Below are 16,029 nucleotides of genomic sequence, written 5' to 3' on the forward strand. Positions count from 1 at the left end.
CAACCCAACCGTTCATTGCGGGCGTCGATACGCATGGTGCCGGCGCCGACGACGCAGGGGATGCCCATGCCGCGAGCAACGACGGCGGCGTGGCTGGTCATGCCGCCGCGCGTGGTGAGAATACCTTCTGCGGCATGCATGCCGTGAATGTCTTCCGGGCTCGTCTCGACGCGCAGCAGGATCACTTTGCGACCTTCCGACTCTGCCTCAACGGCCTCTTCCGACGTGAAGACAATCTCGCCGGTGGCCGCCCCCGGCGAGGCCGGCAAGCCGGAGCCGATCACCTGGCGGGTGACGCGCGGATCGATGGTCGGATGCAGGAGCTGATCGAGCGTCGATGGCTCGATGCGCAGGACGGCTTCGTCCTCGGTAATGACACCTTCGTCCACCATGTCGACAGCGATCTTCATGGCTGCCCGTGTCGAGCGCTTGCCGGAGCGTGTCTGCAACATCCAGAGCTTGCCGCGCTCGATAGTGAATTCGATGTCCTGCATATCGCGGTAATGGGCTTCGAGCTCGTTGCAGATGCGGCCGAACTCGGCAAAGGCTTCCGGCATCAGCTTTTCCATCGAGGGCTTTTCGGAGCCTGAGGCTATACGCCCCTCCTCGGTGATGCTTTGCGGCGTGCGAATTCCGGCGACGACGTCTTCACCCTGCGCATTGACGAGGAACTCGCCGTAAAGCAGCTTCTGCCCAGTCGAGGGATTGCGCGTGAAGGCGACCCCCGTGGCAGACGCATTGCCGAGATTGCCGAAGACCATCGCCTGGATGTTGACCGCCGTGCCCCAGGCTTCCGGAATATTGTGAAGCTGGCGGTAGGTAACGGCGCGTGCGCTCATCCAGCTGGAAAACACCGCGCCGACAGCGCCCCAGAGTTGTACCGCGGGGTCCTGCGGGAAAGCCTCATCCAGCTCTTCCTCGATCAGCGCCTTGTAGAGCGAAACGATATGCTGCCATTCGGAAGCGTTGAGTTCGGTATCGAACTCGTGGCCGAGGCGCCCCTTCTCGTCCTCGAGGATTTCCTCGAAGAGGTCATTGCCGAGCCCCATGACGACATCGGCATACATCTGGATGAAGCGGCGATAGCTGTCCCAGGCGAAGCGCGCATCGCCGGCATCATGGCCGAGCGCCTGCACCGTCTCATCATTCAGGCCGAGGTTGAGCACCGTATCCATCATGCCCGGCATGGAAACACGGGCACCGGAGCGAACGGAGAGCAAAAGAGGCTGGTTGCCCGCACCGAAACGGCGGCCGGTGATCTCCTCGATAGCCGCAATGCCCGCGAGCACCTGCTCCTTCAGTGCCCGATCGATCTTGCGGCCGTTCTTGTAATAGGTGCTGCAGGCTTCGCTGACGATGGTCAGGCCGGGAGGAACGGGGAGGCCGAGGCTGCACATTTCGGCAAGATTGGCGCCCTTGCCGCCAAGGATCTCCTTGTCTCGCGCCCGGCCTTCAGCCTGCCCGTTGCCGAACGTATAGACCCACTTGGTCATCTTCCCCCCAACACCATTTCGGAGACCAGCTTAATCCCTTGGTGTTGAAATGAAAATCGACAAATGCGGCGAAATGTTGCGCCGCACAATAAATCCCTGACAGGATGCAAGATCAAACGATTGAAACTGATGAGGCGCAGCGAAGGCGCACAAAAAAAAGCTTTGCGGGACTGCAACAACGGTCCCGCAAAGCCTTGTTTCCGTCCGGCCAGGAAAACCGGACGGGGGGTCCACTTATGCCTTGTGATCTTCGGGGCCGATCCCCAACCCGAAGACAGCATTGCAAATTCAACAGATCACAACGACCGATTGCTACTTATCCGTAACGGCGCGGTTGCGATAAAACAACTTCTAATGCAATGCGCGCAAAAGAGCATCACCCAAATGGGGTACGTACCCGATGTCGGGGTGACCTTTTTTGGTCTTTAATTAAAATGCGGCCTCAAGCCGTCTCACGGAGACGCTCTGCGGTCTGCAGATCGACCGAGACAAGTTGAGAAACACCCTGCTCCGCCATCGTGACGCCAAAGAGGCGATTCATGCGGGCCATGGTGATGGGGTTGTGGGTAATGATGACGAATCGGGTCTCGGTGGAGGCCGCCATCTCGTCCATCAGATTGCAGTAGCGCTCGACATTGTGGTCATCGAGCGGTGCATCCACCTCGTCCAGCACGCAGATCGGCGCAGGATTGGTGAGGAAGACGGCGAAGATCAAAGCCATTGCCGTCAGCGCCTGCTCGCCGCCCGAGAGCAGCGTCATGGTCTGTGGCTTCTTGCCGGGCGGGCGGGCAAGAATTTCGAGACCAGCCTCCAGCGGATCATCGGATTCGATCAGTTGCAATTCCGCTGTACCACCGCCGAAGAGGTGGGTGAAGAGGCGCTGGAATTGGGCATTGACGACATCGAAGGCGGCGATCAGGCGCTCACGGCCTTCGCGGTTCAGGCTCTGGATCGCGCCGCGCAGCTTGCGGATGGCATCGATGACGTCGTCACGTTCCTTGATAAGCGCTTCCAGCTTCTCGCTGAGCTCCTTCTGCTCCTCGTCGGCGCGCAGGTTGACCGCACCCAAACGTTCGCGCTCGATCCGCAGCCGCTCCACCTCGCGTTCGACCTCGCGCGGATCCGGCAGCGTCTGCAGTCCCGGCCGGTCGGCAAGGCGCATCGCCTCATGGGGCTGCACGTTCAGCGTTTCACGAATGCGCTGTTCGCTCTCCTGCCGTTTCTCGCGTGCGGATACGAGGCGCTCCTCAGCGCGGCCGCGGCGCTCGCGGCTTTCGGCAAGTTCGGAGAGCGCCATCGCTGCCTTGTGGTCGACATCGCGCTGCAGAAGCTCGGCCTGCGCCAGGAGATCGGCAGCGCCGCGGCGGGCTTCCTCGGCCTTCTGCAGCTCCGTCAGCAAGGCGCGACGCTTGTCGTCAAATTCATCAGGCGCCATTTCGAGTTCGGCGGCCTCCTCGCGGGCCTCCTCCTCGCGCTCACGCAGCGTGGCGATGTGATCCTCAGCACTTGCAGCGCGCTGGCGCCATGTTTCGCGCTCCTGGCCGATGGCGAAGATGCGGCGCTGGCGGGCGTCGTTCTCGCGATTCAGGCTCTCGTGGCGGGCGCGGGCTTCAGCAAGGGCGCCGCGATCCGTCGCGACCTCGGCCTGCTGAAAGCGCAGCCGTTCGTCGAGCGCGGTCAAGTCCGGCGCATCCTCCAGCTCGATGCGGGCATTTTCTTCCTGGACGGCGACATCCTCGAGCTGCGTCTGCAACTGGCTGACGGCTTCGGCAATGACATCGCGGCGGCGAATAAGATCACCGGAGGCACGCTCGGCGGCGGCGAGCGCCTCTCGCGCCTCGGCCAGATGGCGGGCGGACAAGCGGCTCATGTCGCGGGCTTCAGTGAGCCTGCGCTCCTGCTCGCGAATGGTATCGGCGGCGGCGGCAAGACGCTCCTCAGCCTCGGCGAGAACGTCGCGGGCAAGCTCCGCCTCGCCTTCCAGCTCGGCAAGGCGGTTCTTCTGCGCAAGGCGCAACGCCGCGGCACTCGGGGCATCCGCGCCGGCGACGTGGCCATCCCAGCGATAGACGGCGCCTTCCTTGGTGACCAGGCGCTGGCCAGCCTTGAGTTCCTTCACCAGACGCGGCGCGTCGGCATCAGCCACCAGACCGATCTGACGCAGGCGGCGGATCAGCGCAGCGGGTGCGCGGACGTGGTTCAGCAGGGGCTCAGCGCCGACCGGAAGCGCCGGATCGTCAGAGCCATCGCCGTTTTCCGACCAGTGGGCAGGCGCGTTCGGATCGAGCGGTGATTCGAGATCGTCTCCGAGTGCGGCACCGAGCGCCGTCTCGAAACCGCGATCAACCTTCAACTCTTCGGCAACCGGCGGAAATTCGCCTGCCGCAGCACCTGCCAGCATGCGCTGGATGGTACGGGCTTCCGTTTCCAGCGCGTTGAGCTTGCTGCGCGCGTGCTCGACGGGGGTACGGGAAAGCGCTTCCGTCTCGCGCGCCCTGGCAAGCGCCTGCTCGACTGACTGGATTGTCGTCTCGGCCTCGGCCAGGGCGACTTCGCCCGCCTCGACCATGGCCCGCTTCTCGTCCGGGTCGGGCAGCGTTGCGATCTTCTGCTCGATGCCGGCGAATTCGCGATGGGCATCGTCCATCTGGCGTTCGAGCCGCAGCTTGCGATCAGCGAGGTCGCGAATGGTGCGTTCCAGCTGATTGCGTCCGGCTGCGGCTTCAGCGCGCTCTGCAGTCAGGGTGGTAAAGATACGCTCACTGTCGGCGAGTTTGGCGGCGGCTTCTTCGAAAGCCTGCTGCGTCTCTTCGGCATAACGACCGGAATCGGCCAGAATTTCAGCAATATCGGCCTCTTCGGCGTCGAGTCTTGCCAGGATCGTGGCATTGTCGGCGACAAGCCGCTCCTCACGCCTGATGTCTTCGGCAAGTTGCGCCAGGCGGCGAGTGAGTTCATCGCGGCGGCGCAGGATGCGGTTGGCATCCTCCTCGAGCTGGCTGCGGGCGATCTGCAGGCGCTGGAGTGCGGCAGCCGCTCTCGCCTCGCCTTCGCGCAGTTCGGGCAGCTTCAGGGCGGCGATGCCCTGGTTCTTTGCCGCATCCATCTGGATCTGCGCCTTCTCGGCGACGGCGACGGTTGCCTGGTTGAGCGCGCTGTCGGCCTCGGCTTCGGCCTCTTTCGCTTGCACCCAGCGGATATGCAAGAGCATCGCCTCGCGGGCGCGGATATCGGCAGAGAGCGTCTTGAAGCGGTTTGCCTGACGGGCCTGACGTTTCAGGCTCTCGATCTGGCTTTCAAGCTGCGAGGTGACGTCATCCAGCCGCTCGAGATTGCTTTCGGCGGCACGCAGGCGAAGCTCGGCCTCGTGGCGGCGGGAGTGCAGGCCGGAAATGCCGGCGGCTTCTTCCAGCAACTGACGGCGGGCCTGCGGTTTTGCAGCGATCAGCTCGCCGATGCGCCCCTGCCCGACCATGGAAGGAGAGCGGGCGCCGGTGGAGGCATCGGCAAAGAGCAGTTGCACATCCTTGGCCCGGCTTTCCTTGCCGTTGATGCGATAGATCGATCCCTGCTCGCGCTCGATGCGGCGGGTGACCTGGATTTCATCGCTGTCGTTGAAGGCGGCCGGCGCCGTGCGCTCGCCATTGTCGAGATAGAGCGCCACTTCGGCAGTGTTCCGCGCCGGGCGGTTTCCCGAGCCGGAAAAGATCACGTCGTCCATGCCGGACGCGCGCATATTCTTGTAGGAATTCTCGCCCATGACCCAGCGCAGGGCTTCCACGAGATTGGACTTGCCGCAACCGTTCGGCCCGACCACGCCCGTCAGCCCGCGCTCGATGAAGAATTCGGTCGGTTCGACGAAGGATTTGAAGCCGACAAGGCGGAGCTTGTTGAACTTCATGCCCCAGCCTCACGCTGCACATATGAAAAAACGGGCGCACGGCTTTCGCCGTCGCCCGCCTTTGCAAAACGGTACGGATCAGAGGAGGCTGTCGATGAGGGCCGACATGGTGTCAACCGGCATGTCTCCAGAGTAGCGCTTGCCATTGATGAGGAACGTCGGCGTGGCATTGACGCCGAAGTCCTTGGAACCGCGTTCCCGCGTGGCATTCACTTCATCCAGCAGTTTCTGGTTCGTCAAGCACTTCGTGAAGCTATCCTCAGTAAATCCGGCAAGCTTCGACATTTGCAGCAGCGCTGCGCGGCCGTCATCGGCGGCAGCCCAGACCTGCTGCTGCTTGAAGAGCATGGCGACCATCGGGAAATACTGCTCGGGCGTTGCGAGCTCTTCAGGCTTCTGCGGGTTGCAGCGGGCGAGCATGAAGGCGGCGGCAGCCCGCGGATCGAAGGGGAATTCGCGCAGGACGAACTCGACCTTGCCGGTGTCGACGTATTTCTGCTTGATCGTATCGAAGGTGGTGTTGTGGAAGTGGGCGCAGTGCGGGCAGGTCATCGACATATATTCGACGATCCTGACCGGGGCATCGGTCTTGCCGAGCGCCATTTCCGGCAGCGCGCCAGGGGTCATGACCTTGGCCATGTCAACATCGCCATCCGGCTTCGGGATTTCGACGGCTGCCTGCGCCTGCGCCGTGCCGTATACCGCCATGGATGCGGTTGCGGCGGCGACACCGCCCAGAAGCTGGCGTTTCGTCAGTTGCATTTCAGAGATGCGCATGGGTTCCCCATAAACAAGTGTGGCAGCTAATTGTGCGATATAACGGCCAGAAGCCGCGAACAAGGCACGCTTCGCCAACTTTCTTCAAAGAATTGTGACCTGCGCGAGACGAAACCGCAGATCAATGAACAAATCAATCATTCCCGGAATGCAGAAGGAGTGTTTCGCCCCGCATAAAAGAGACGGATTATCTGTATCTCACCGTTCCGCAAACGGTAGGCGATCGTAACGCGCTGTTCAAAGACCAGAATTCTGACGCCGGGCGCGAAATCATCGCGTAGCGCGCCACGCTCAGGCATTGTTTCCAGTGAGACGCAGAAGCTTCTCAGCCTGCGGACAAATTCGATAGCCCGGACCGGGCTGTCGCGGGCGATGAATTCGTATATGGCAAGAAGATCATCCTCTGCCTTTGGCCGAAAGAAGACCCTAATCGCCACTGCCGCCCACACCACCGCGTTCGGCATGGAGTTGTTCTATACGATCGAAAACCGTTTCTGCGTCGATATCCGGACGCGGATCATCGAGCGCTTCGCGAATCTTCTGCCTCATGATCTCGTTAATCGCGTCATCTTCGCGATCAAGAGCCCGCAGAGCGGCGCGCAGAACCTCGCTGGCGGAGCTGTAAGCCCCCGATTCCAGCCGCGTGTCGAGACTTTTCTGCTGGCTGCCGAGTGTGACCGTGATGGGCTTGCTGGTGCGCATGGCTTGACCTCGCTTCGATCTATTACAGTGTAATACACGGCGCGGATGCTGCCAACAGAATGGCGAAGGTTATTTCGGCTTTTTACCCAATACTGCCGTACCCAGACGAGCGATCGCCTGGCGCAATTTGTCGTCCTCTATACCCTGCATCATGCCTTCCAGCTTGCGAGCGGCTTCGCCCTTCAGGGGCGGGGGCGTGCGAGAGCGTTTGACCGGCTGGTAGACCGGTTTCTGGACGATGCGGAGCTGGTGGACGGCGGCGAAGCCGAAGAAGCTGTTGATGCGCTGGATGAGTTCGCCTTGCGCGTGGGTCAGAAAAAGCGCGCGCGCGCCTTCGCAGGCAACGGTCAGCACGCCGGGGCGGAAGCTGCCGTCATCGCCACCGCGGGCCCAGGCGATCTTTTCCGGCCGGGTGCAATCGGCAAAGTCCTCGCCGGCGATTTCGTCCCACGAGCCGAGAAGCGCGCTATTGATGCCGGCACGGCGAGCCAGAACGGGATCGATGATGCCGTTCGTCAGCTCGGAAATCTGCTTCCCATCTTTGCGTGGATAACTCATCGAAACCTTGGTAAGCGATAGCCATTCGAGGCCATCGGCTTGATCACGCCGCATTGCTTCGCCAAGTATAGAGCACTTCCCCCGATCGCGGCAAATAATGACGATACGCACACCGGACGCGCCGACCGCCCTCCCTCTCCTAGAATGGTACGACCGTCATCATCGCGACCTGCCCTGGCGGGTTTCGCCGCCAATGGCCGGGCGTGGCGTCAAGGCCGATCCCTATCACGTGTGGCTGTCCGAGGTGATGCTGCAGCAGACGACGGTGCAGGCGGTAAAACCCTACTTCGCCAATTTCCTGGCGAAATGGCCGTCGGTGGCGGATCTCGCCGATGCGCCTGTTGAAGCGGTGATGGCCGCCTGGGCGGGGCTCGGTTATTATGCTCGAGCGCGCAATCTGAAGAAATGTGCCGAAGCCGTTGCGAGCCAGCATGGCGGCATCTTTCCCGACACCGAAGAGGGCTTGAAAGCCCTGCCCGGCATCGGCGACTATACCGCGGCTGCGGTGGCAGCGATTGCCTTCAACCGGCAGGCGGCCGTGATGGACGGCAATGTGGAGCGGGTGATCTCGCGGCTCTATGCCATCGCCACGCCGCTTCCAGCCGGCAAGCCGCTGATGCGCCAGAAGGTGGCGCTGCTGACGCCGGCCGATCGGCCCGGCGATTTCGCCCAGGCGATGATGGATCTCGGCGCCACCATCTGCACGCCGAAGCGACCGGCCTGTTCGCTCTGTCCTTTCAATGTATCGTGCGAGGCGCTCAGGCTGCATGATCCCGAGCAGTTTCCAGTCAAGGCCGCCAAGAAGGAAAAGCCGRTCCGGCGCGGCGCCGCCTTCGTGGCGGTCACCTCCGATGGCGATATCCTGCTTCGGCGGCGGATCGAAAGCGGGTTGCTTGGCGGCATGACGGAAATTCCGACGACAGCATGGACCGCACGGCAGGACGGCGAGACGTCAGCCGAAGCGGCACCCTTCAAGGCTGACTGGGAGAGCGCCGGCAGCGTCACCCACGTCTTCACCCATTTCGAGCTCAGGCTTTCGATCTTCCGCGTCGCGATTGCCAATCGCCTTCAAATCGATGACGGCTGGTGGGAGCCGGTTATAAATCTTGAAGCTCAGGCGCTGCCGACTATCATGAAAAAGGCGATCGCAGCGGCTATTCCTCTCGCGTTCAAAACAGCCAAGGGATGATTATGGCAAACGACATCAAGCATATCGTTTTCGATATTGGCAAAGTTCTTATTCATTACGATCCGCATATTCCCTTCAGCCGCCTCATTCCCGATGAGGCCGAGCGCAAATGGTTTTTCGCCAACGTCTGCACGCACGACTGGAACATCGAACAGGACCGCGGTCGCACCTGGGCCGATGCCGAGGCATTGCTGATCGAGCAGCACCCGGCCCGCGAAGAGCATATCCGCGCCTTCCGCAAGAACTGGCACGAAATGGTGCCGCATGCCTATGAGGACAGCGTCGCGATCATGGAAGGCTTCATCAACGAGGGCCGGGATGTGACGATGCTGACGAACTTCGCCTCCGACACGTTCCGCGAGGCGCAGGAGCGCTTCGCCTTCCTCAAGAAGCCGCGCGGCGTGACCGTTTCCGGCGATGTCGGCCTCATCAAGCCGGATATCGCGATCTACGAAACGCATACCAGGAGCTTCGGCCTCGATCCGGCCGCGACGATCTTCATCGACGACGCGCCTGTCAATATCGAGGGTGCGAAGGCTGCCGGCTGGAATGCCGTGCTCTTTACCGGCGCCGACAAGCTGCGCGCCGATCTCGCCACCTATGGACTGAAGGCCTGAGCCATGAGCTTCGACCCTGCAGCAGCCATCGACAGTTTCCACACCGCGATCAACGATCTCGATTTTCCTGAAATCGAGAACTGGTTCGCCGAGGATGCGACTTATGTCTCCAACGGCGTCGGCAGCCTTGCCGGCCGCGCCGAGATCATGGCCGCATTCCGCCGCTACTTCGACGACTACCCGGACCAGACGGCGGAGAATTCTGTGGTCGAGACGCTGACGCCGCTCTCCGGCCGTGCCGTGTGGTCTGTTCGCGCGACCCATAGCAAGACCGGCAAGCCGCTGATCCGCGAAGGCGAGGAAACGATCACTTTCAACGAGGACGGCAAGGTTACGCGCGTCGATGTAATCGACTACCAGGAATTCTGACGCAGATCTTAGCTTTAATAGTAAGAAGCCCGGGGCCTTTCGGTCCCGGGCTTTCTTTATGCGTCTTCCGTAACTGGAGGTACAAACCGGAAGAGGCCTGGTCCTGTCCTTGCAAGGATGTTGCTCAACCCACCTTTGCAAGGTCACTGCGGATGACGGACCGCAATTCGTCGATCGGGCGCAGGGATTGCCCGTCGTCGAAGTGCCAGAAGGTCCATCCGTTGCATGCATCAAGGCCCTGCACTTTTGCGCCAAGGCGATGAATGGAGCCGGCCTCGCCGCCCGAGGCGACCGTGCCGTCGGCGCGCACCACGGCGCTGTAGCGCCGCTTGGCATCCGTCAGCACCTGGCCAGGCCTGATGAGGCCGCTTTCGACCAACACGTTGAAGGCCACGCGCACTTCGGCCTTCTTGCCGGTCATCACAGTCAGTTCCGCCTTGCCGAGCGGCTCGACGGCGGCAATGCGGGCAGAGGCCGCATCGATATAGTCCTGCTCGCGCTCGATGCCGACGAAGTGGCGGCCAAGACGCTTGGCGACGGCGCCAGTCGTTCCAGAACCGAAGAAAGGATCGAGGATGATATCGCCAGGCTTGGACGAGGCCATGATGACGCGGGCGAGCAGCGCTTCCGGCTTCTGCGTCGGATGGGCTTTCTTGCCGTCCTCGCCCTTCAGGCGTTCGTTGCCGCTGCAAATCGGGAAGAGCCAATCGGAGCGCATCTGCACGTCGTCATTGGCGGCCTTCATGGCATCATAGTTGAAGGTATAGCCCTTGGCCTTGGCGTTCGGGCTTGCCCAGATCATTGTCTCATGGGCGTTCTGGAAACGGCGGCCCTTGAAATTCGGCATCGGATTGGTCTTGCGCCAGACGATGTCGTTCAGGATCCAGAAGTTCAGATCCTGCAGCGTGGCGCCGACGCGGAAGATGTTGTGATAGGAGCCGATGACCCAGATCGTGCCTGATGGTTTCAGGACGCGGCGGCAGGCAAGCAGCCAGGCACGGGTGAAGGCGTCATAGGCTTCGAAGGAGGCAAACTGGTCCCACTCGTCATCGACGGCGTCGACCAACGACTGGTCCGGCCGGTGCAGCGTGCCGCCGAGCTGGAGATTGTAGGGCGGATCCGCGAAGATGACGTCAACGGACTGGCTCGGAAGAGCCTCAAGGGCTGCAACGCAATCACCCTTGATGATCGTGTCGACCCAAGAACCCGGCTTTACGGAGGTCTTGAGGTCGGCAAGCGGAAATACAGACGCCATGTGGATACTCACTCATACGCTTTACGCTTAACTGTCCGTTATGGTTACGCAAGTTGGTTACCAAAGCCTGAAGCACCGACCCGTTTCGGGAAAATATTCCGGTTTACCTACAAGAAAAAAGCGGACACCGGGCTGCGCCCGCCCCGATTTCACTCCGCCGCCGAGGGCATGTGGACCTGCCTGCTGTCCTCAGGCGCCTCGGCGCGCTCGACCATTCCATAGTCCCTGACGACGTGGCCGATGCGCAGCCGATAATCGGCGAAAATGCAGTTGCGGCCGGCCTTTTGCGCAGCCCGATGGACTTCGAGATTGCGCCACTCGCGCATCGCCTCCTCGTCCCGGAAGAAGGAAAGCGAGAGGATTTTGCCCCGCATCGTCAGGCTCTCGAAACGCTCGATGGAAATGAAACCATCGATCTTTTCGAGCTCGGACCTGAGCTCACCGGCAAGGTCCAGATATCGATGGCGCTCGCCGACATAGGGGATAACTTCGAAGATGACGGCGATCATGGCAGCACCAGCTTCGCATGAGGCGCCGAAACATTCTTCAAGAAGATGCGGTCTTCCTTCAGGATGAAGCGTTCGCGACGCGCGAATTCGTAGTTTTCCCGGCCGAGCGGATCGGCAGCAAGCCGCGCGCGATAGGCCTCGTAGGCTGCGAGGCTTTCGATGTTGTAGACACCGTAGGCGACCGTTGCCGAGCCCTCATGCGGGCCGTAATAGCCGATAAGGTCGGCGCCGTTTCTCGGGATCGCCTGTCCCCAGTTGCGGGCATATTCGGCGAAGGCATCCTTGCGGAAGGGGTCGATCTCGTAGCGGATGAAGCAGGTGATCATCGGTTTTCTCCTTTCGTGTGAGAGGAGTTTTCGCACATTGCCGTACGAGAATGCTTCGGTTACGATCGAAGTATGAAAGAAGGACCCGACATTGCGCAGATCGGCGCACTCATCGGCGATCCGGCGCGCGCCAACATGCTGGCGGCGCTGACCGGCGGTCGTGCGCTGACGGCAACCGAACTTGCGGCAGCCGGCGGCATCACGCTGCAGACGGCCAGCACTCATCTCTCAAAGCTCGAAACCGGCGGGTTGCTGGCTCAGCGCAAGCAGGGACGGCACCGCTATTTCACGCTCGCCGACGAGGCCGTGGCCCGGCTGATCGAAAGCATGATGGGCCTTGCAGCGAGCCGAGGACATCTGCGCCACCAGCCCGGCCCTAAGGATCCGGCGCTGCGCAAGGCGCGCATCTGCTATGACCATCTCGCCGGCGATTTTGGCGTGCGCATGCTGGACAGTCTGGTGGCATCGGGATCGATCGATGCCATCGGCGACGGGCTCGCAGTGACGGCCAAGGGCGAGAGCGATCTGCAATGCATCGGCATCGATGTCGGCAGCCTCAAATCCTCGCGCCGGCCGCTCTGCCGCTCCTGTCTCGACTGGAGTGAACGTCGCGCCCATCTCGCCGGAAGCCTTGGCAAGGCGCTGCTTGCAAATTTCATGGAAAAGGGTTGGGCGCGGCGAATACCGGAAAGCCGCTCGGTGATCTTTTCACCCGAAGGCGAGCGGCAATTCCTGAAACTCTTTCCGCTGGAGGCCTAGCAAGGTGCCACCAGCGTATTCCTGAAATGATTATGGGCAACCGTGCTACAGAGTTCACTCCATTCGCAATCCGTGCAGGCATTGCGGATGAGGTCGGCAGCGAAGGCCCGGCGTAGTCTTTTTAGCAGGGCTTTGTCAGGAATGAGACGGGCGCCCTGCTCTACCCGCACGCCCAGGAGCCTGCCAACTGCTTCGGCGGCAGCTTCGTCCCTGGCCTTCGGACTCGGCAGAAGGCAATGCGCTGAAGCCTCGGACAGCAGGGGAGCGCAGATATCGTCGGGGCCGGAGACGATTTCTATCTCCTCTCCGGCCGAGAGACGCTCAGCGATGCGGCGGTAGTTGGCGGTGAAGGCCGGCGTATAGCCTTCACCGACGAATGTCAGCATGCAGAGCAGATGGTGGGCGCGCAGCCTGACGGTCAATGCAGTTCTGCCCGGCCGCCATAGATGCGGATGCCCTTGAGCACGGCCGCAGCGAGTGCGGACTTCAGCACGCCGCCGAGGATGAAGGGCGCGACGCCGAGCAGCCAGCCTTTTTCCGCTCCAATCAGCGAGGCGAGATAGACGCCACCGAGGGCGAGGCAGAAGATGTTTGCGGCAAGGTGAGCGGTGAAGCTTCTGATAATATTATCGCCGGTCCAGCCGCGCTCGGCGAGCCAGCCGACCATCAGCGCCATCAGCGGAAAGGCGACGAGATAACCAGCCGTCGGCCCGGCAAAGGGCGCAAGACCGCCTGAGCCGTTTGCGAGTACCGGTGCGCCGAGCATGGCCTCGCCGAGCCAGGCAAGAACGGTGAGCGTGCCGAGGCGCCAGCCATAGAGCGCGCCGATCATGGTGACGGCGAATGTCTGCATGGTGATCGGCACCGGCACCATCGGCACCGAGATCTGCGAGGCAAGGGCAAGCACCAGCGTACCGGCGAAAACGAAGAGATATTTGACCGCAATCGACCGTGCGGAAAGGCGCAGCGGATCGAAAGCGATATGACGGGACTGGTCAGAGAGGGACATGAAATTCTCCTTTTCAAAATTATAGATAAATTTTGATTCCCATCTATTTTATGGCGGAGATTCTTGCGTAACGCAAGAGCAGGCGCGCGGATTCAAATGAAGTTGGGCCACAAACGAACGCAGATACACGCCAGAACGCCCGAAAATCAGGACATTTCACGCATTCTGAAATTATCTATAATTTTGGAATTTAGCCGACAATGGCAAAGGCTTCCCGCTCGCCGCCCTTCTGGGCGGGCTGCGGAGCGCGTCCGATCCACTGCACATGCTTCTGCAGGATGGCGGCAGCCTCTTCCGCCTTGCCCTGGCGAAGTGCGGCAAGAATGGCGCGATGGTCGTGATCCGTGCGCTTCTCCCAGCCCGAACGCCAGGCCGAAAACAGGAAGCGGGCGCTTGCAGCGTGCAGATCGTCGATCGAAGCCAGCAGGCGCGGCATGGCGCAAGGGGTGAGGATCAAGCGGTGGAAGCGGCGGTTTGCCTCCTCCCAGGCATGCACATCGGCAGCGGCATCGCCCTCGCGCGTCGCCTCTTCCGCGGCATCGAGGATGGCGGGCGTCAGGTGGCGGGTGGCGTGCTTCAGGGCGAGCACTTCGAGGGCGGCGCGCATTTCCGCCACTTCGCGCACTTCGGCAAGATCGAAGGAGGCGACACGGACACCGCGGCGCGGCTCGCTGATTGCCAGCCCCTGCGCTTCGAGCCGGCGAAAGGCCTCGCGCACGGGTACATGGCTGGTCTCGAATTCTTCGGCGATATGGTCCTGCCGAAGACGGGCGCCGGGCGCGAGTTCGCCATGCACGATGCGCTCTGCAAGCACGCGGGCAATACGCGCGGCGATGGTGTCTTCGGGTTCCCTACTCATTGTCGTTCAGTAACGAGCCCTGCAGGGCTTGTCGAGGTCATATGACAGCCGTTACGGCAAAGCCGCCCGCATGGCGCAATCCAGCCATGCCCCGTCATCGGTTGAGCTTTCGGCGGCCATCGTGTAAAGCCCCATCATCCCCAAACAAGGCATGAGTATATGGACGGCTTCGACCTCATCATCTTCGACTGCGACGGCGTTCTGGTCGATTCCGAAATCATCGCAGCGGATGTTGAATCCAAGCTGCTGACGGAAGCAGGCTATCCGATCAGCGTCGAGGAAATGAACGAGCGCTTCGCCGGTCTCACCTGGCGCGATATCCTCTTCCAAATCGAACGGGAAGCCAGCATTCCGATTTCGGCATCGCTGCTCGATCAGTCGCAGAAGCTTCTGGACATCAGGCTCGAACAGGAAGTGCAGGCCATTCCCGGCGTCGAATTCGCCGTCAGCCGCCTGTCGATGAAGCGTTGCATCTGCTCGAACTCGTCGAGCCAGCGGCTTGACATGATGCTGGGCAAGGTCGGACTGAAGAAGCTCTTCGCGCCCAATATCTTCTCCGCCAAGGATCTCGGCCCCGACCGCGCCAAGCCGAAGCCCGATATCTTCCTGCACGGCGCAAGCCAGATGGGCGTTTCGCCCTCCAGGACCGTCGTCGTCGAAGATTCCACACATGGTGTTCATGCTGCACGCGCTGCAGGCATGCGGGTGATCGGCTTCACCGGCGGCTCGCACACCTATCTCTCGCATGCTGATAAGCTGACGGATGCGGGCGCGGAGACGGTAATTTCCCGCATGAATGATCTGCCAGGCGTTGTCGCCGCATTGGCAGAGTGGGAAGGCGTGCTCTAAGGGCAGCAGCTTCGCTGCCCTGATGCCTCCAAGAAACGGCAGCCCTTATTCACGTAACAGGTTTTTGTTTGCAGAGGCGCGCCCGCCTTCGCGAAGCCATTAGGGCTGAGCGACTGTCAGCAGCAGGCGCCTCAGCTGCTTTTCTTCTTGGAGTTTTTGACGTTCTTGGCTGGCTGATTGTCGAAGCCGACATTGACGCGCACGAGTGCGCCGGAGCCGACCGGCATCTTGATGCCCTCGTGGCGGAAGATGACCTGCGTGGCTGGCGCGCCGGCCGGGATCTGCGTCGGGAAATTGACGACTTCGGACGACAAGACGTCCTGTCCATCCAGCACCGAGATGCGGATCGGCAGCGTGACCGGGCCTGGCGTGCCGCCTGGGCCGGCAACAAGACGAAGCTGCGCCACGACGGTCATGGAGAGCGCCGTGTCGTTGAGCATGCACTGGCGGCTATAGTCGCCGAAAGACGCCTGGAAGACGACCTGCTGCGGATCACCGGTCTTCGCACCTTTCGCATAGGTGCGGTAGATCGCGTCCTGGTCACGCATGAAGATCTGCGGGCATGCACCCTGCACAACGGGCGCGACCGTTCCTTGCGCGGTAACGCCGGTGCCGATCGGAGCCTGGTTCGACGAAGGACTGGTCGGCGCGACCGGCATGATCTGGGCATTGCCGTTCGGCTGAAGCGGAGCGGGACCGCTGCTCGCACTTGCGGCTTCGGGCTTGCTATCGCCGCCGAGGCCGAGCGAATTGCAGCCGGCAAGAGCGGCAAGAAGGGATGCGGAAACGATGAGACGAGAGACCTTGCCGAGCACGATATTCCACCCCTTGCAAACGCTTTTCTTCTAGGTGCTTGC

General features: G+C 61.6%; 18 protein-coding genes. 5 read left to right on the forward strand and 13 right to left on the reverse strand.

The annotated features are described in order from the left end of the window. From AC1DTN_RS26365 to AC1DTN_RS26390, 6 genes are all read right to left on the reverse strand, one after another. On the reverse strand, window positions 1-1,493 hold a 1,493-nt coding region (locus tag AC1DTN_RS26365), incomplete at its 3' end, for a pyruvate, phosphate dikinase (RefSeq protein ID WP_477923248.1). Between the two features lie 442 nt (window positions 1,494-1,935). Beyond that, the gene (locus AC1DTN_RS26370) at window positions 1,936-5,394 is read right to left on the reverse strand and encodes a chromosome segregation SMC family protein (RefSeq protein ID WP_477923249.1); all 3,459 of its coding nucleotides are present in this window, start codon (window positions 5,392-5,394) and stop codon (window positions 1,936-1,938) included. A gap of 78 nt (window positions 5,395-5,472) precedes the next feature. Next, window positions 5,473-6,171, reverse strand: a complete 699-nt coding sequence (locus AC1DTN_RS26375; RefSeq protein WP_477923250.1) for a DsbA family protein — start codon at window positions 6,169-6,171, stop codon at window positions 5,473-5,475. 137 nt (window positions 6,172-6,308) lie between these two features. Further along, window positions 6,309-6,635 (reverse strand): type II toxin-antitoxin system RelE/ParE family toxin, encoded by a 327-nt coding sequence (locus AC1DTN_RS26380; RefSeq protein ID WP_477923251.1) that lies wholly within the window; start codon window positions 6,633-6,635, stop codon window positions 6,309-6,311. Beyond that, window positions 6,598-6,873, reverse strand: a complete 276-nt coding sequence (locus AC1DTN_RS26385) for a ribbon-helix-helix domain-containing protein (RefSeq protein WP_477923253.1) — start codon at window positions 6,871-6,873, stop codon at window positions 6,598-6,600. Before AC1DTN_RS26385 ends, AC1DTN_RS26380 begins: the two co-directional genes overlap by 38 nt. Window positions 6,874-6,942: 69 nt before the next feature. Continuing rightward, window positions 6,943-7,431 (reverse strand): DUF721 domain-containing protein, encoded by a 489-nt coding sequence (locus tag AC1DTN_RS26390; protein WP_007818063.1) that lies wholly within the window; start codon window positions 7,429-7,431, stop codon window positions 6,943-6,945. A gap of 97 nt (window positions 7,432-7,528) precedes the next feature. Here AC1DTN_RS26390 and mutY point away from each other — a divergent pair, with 97 nt between their 5' ends. Genes mutY through AC1DTN_RS26405 form a run of 3 tightly spaced genes read left to right on the forward strand, consistent with a single transcriptional unit; the run spans window position 7,529 to window position 9,606 of the window. Then, window positions 7,529-8,620, forward strand: coding sequence for an A/G-specific adenine glycosylase (gene mutY, locus AC1DTN_RS26395; protein WP_477923255.1), 1,092 nt, complete (start codon window positions 7,529-7,531; stop codon window positions 8,618-8,620). Window positions 8,621-8,622: 2 nt separating this feature from the next. Then, the gene (locus AC1DTN_RS26400) at window positions 8,623-9,237 is read left to right on the forward strand and encodes an HAD family hydrolase (protein WP_477923256.1); all 615 of its coding nucleotides are present in this window, start codon (window positions 8,623-8,625) and stop codon (window positions 9,235-9,237) included. A 3-nt stretch (window positions 9,238-9,240) separates the two neighbouring features. Then, window positions 9,241-9,606, forward strand: coding sequence for a nuclear transport factor 2 family protein (locus AC1DTN_RS26405; RefSeq protein ID WP_477923257.1), 366 nt, complete (start codon window positions 9,241-9,243; stop codon window positions 9,604-9,606). A gap of 124 nt (window positions 9,607-9,730) precedes the next feature. Here the strand turns inward: AC1DTN_RS26405 and AC1DTN_RS26410 are convergent, their stop codons facing one another. The 3 genes from AC1DTN_RS26410 to AC1DTN_RS26420 form a co-directional block, all read right to left on the reverse strand. After that, window positions 9,731-10,861, reverse strand: coding sequence for a site-specific DNA-methyltransferase (locus AC1DTN_RS26410; protein WP_310378344.1), 1,131 nt, complete (start codon window positions 10,859-10,861; stop codon window positions 9,731-9,733). 149 nt (window positions 10,862-11,010) lie between these two features. After that, window positions 11,011-11,370 carry an antibiotic biosynthesis monooxygenase family protein gene (locus AC1DTN_RS26415; protein WP_477923258.1) on the reverse strand — a complete coding sequence of 120 codons (360 nt, stop codon included), beginning with the start codon at window positions 11,368-11,370 and terminating at the stop codon, window positions 11,011-11,013. Beyond that, window positions 11,367-11,696 (reverse strand): NIPSNAP family protein, encoded by a 330-nt coding sequence (locus AC1DTN_RS26420; protein WP_477923259.1) that lies wholly within the window; start codon window positions 11,694-11,696, stop codon window positions 11,367-11,369. Before AC1DTN_RS26420 ends, AC1DTN_RS26415 begins: the two co-directional genes overlap by 4 nt. Before the next feature lie 72 nt (window positions 11,697-11,768). On the opposite strand from AC1DTN_RS26420, the gene AC1DTN_RS26425 reads away from it, so the two are divergent. Beyond that, on the forward strand, window positions 11,769-12,455 hold the full coding sequence (locus AC1DTN_RS26425) for an ArsR/SmtB family transcription factor (RefSeq protein WP_310378349.1): 687 nt from the start codon (window positions 11,769-11,771) through the stop codon (window positions 12,453-12,455). On the opposite strand, the gene AC1DTN_RS26430 is transcribed toward AC1DTN_RS26425, so the two are convergent. The 3 genes from AC1DTN_RS26430 to AC1DTN_RS26440 all read right to left on the reverse strand — a co-directional run bounded on the left by AC1DTN_RS26430 (window position 12,452) and on the right by AC1DTN_RS26440 (window position 14,323). Beyond that, the gene (locus AC1DTN_RS26430) at window positions 12,452-12,877 is read right to left on the reverse strand and encodes a DUF1284 domain-containing protein (RefSeq protein WP_439014275.1); all 426 of its coding nucleotides are present in this window, start codon (window positions 12,875-12,877) and stop codon (window positions 12,452-12,454) included. The genes AC1DTN_RS26425 and AC1DTN_RS26430 overlap by 4 nt on opposite strands. After that, on the reverse strand, window positions 12,874-13,464 hold the full coding sequence (locus AC1DTN_RS26435; RefSeq protein WP_477923260.1) for a biotin transporter BioY: 591 nt from the start codon (window positions 13,462-13,464) through the stop codon (window positions 12,874-12,876). Before AC1DTN_RS26435 ends, AC1DTN_RS26430 begins: the two co-directional genes overlap by 4 nt. Before the next feature lie 190 nt (window positions 13,465-13,654). Further along, window positions 13,655-14,323 carry a GntR family transcriptional regulator gene (locus AC1DTN_RS26440; protein WP_113323099.1) on the reverse strand — a complete coding sequence of 223 codons (669 nt, stop codon included), beginning with the start codon at window positions 14,321-14,323 and terminating at the stop codon, window positions 13,655-13,657. Window positions 14,324-14,482: 159 nt separating this feature from the next. On the opposite strand from AC1DTN_RS26440, the gene AC1DTN_RS26445 reads away from it, so the two are divergent. After that, on the forward strand, window positions 14,483-15,172 hold the full coding sequence (locus AC1DTN_RS26445; RefSeq protein ID WP_477923261.1) for an HAD family hydrolase: 690 nt from the start codon (window positions 14,483-14,485) through the stop codon (window positions 15,170-15,172). A gap of 131 nt (window positions 15,173-15,303) precedes the next feature. Here AC1DTN_RS26445 and AC1DTN_RS26450 read toward each other — a convergent pair whose 3' ends face one another. Then, entirely contained in the window at window positions 15,304-15,990 is a 687-nt protein-coding gene (locus tag AC1DTN_RS26450) for a hypothetical protein (protein ID WP_310380025.1), read from the reverse strand. Window positions 15,991-16,029: the final 39 nt, after the last annotated feature.

The sequence above is a fragment of the Rhizobium sp. 01T444 genome (assembly GCF_056398305.1).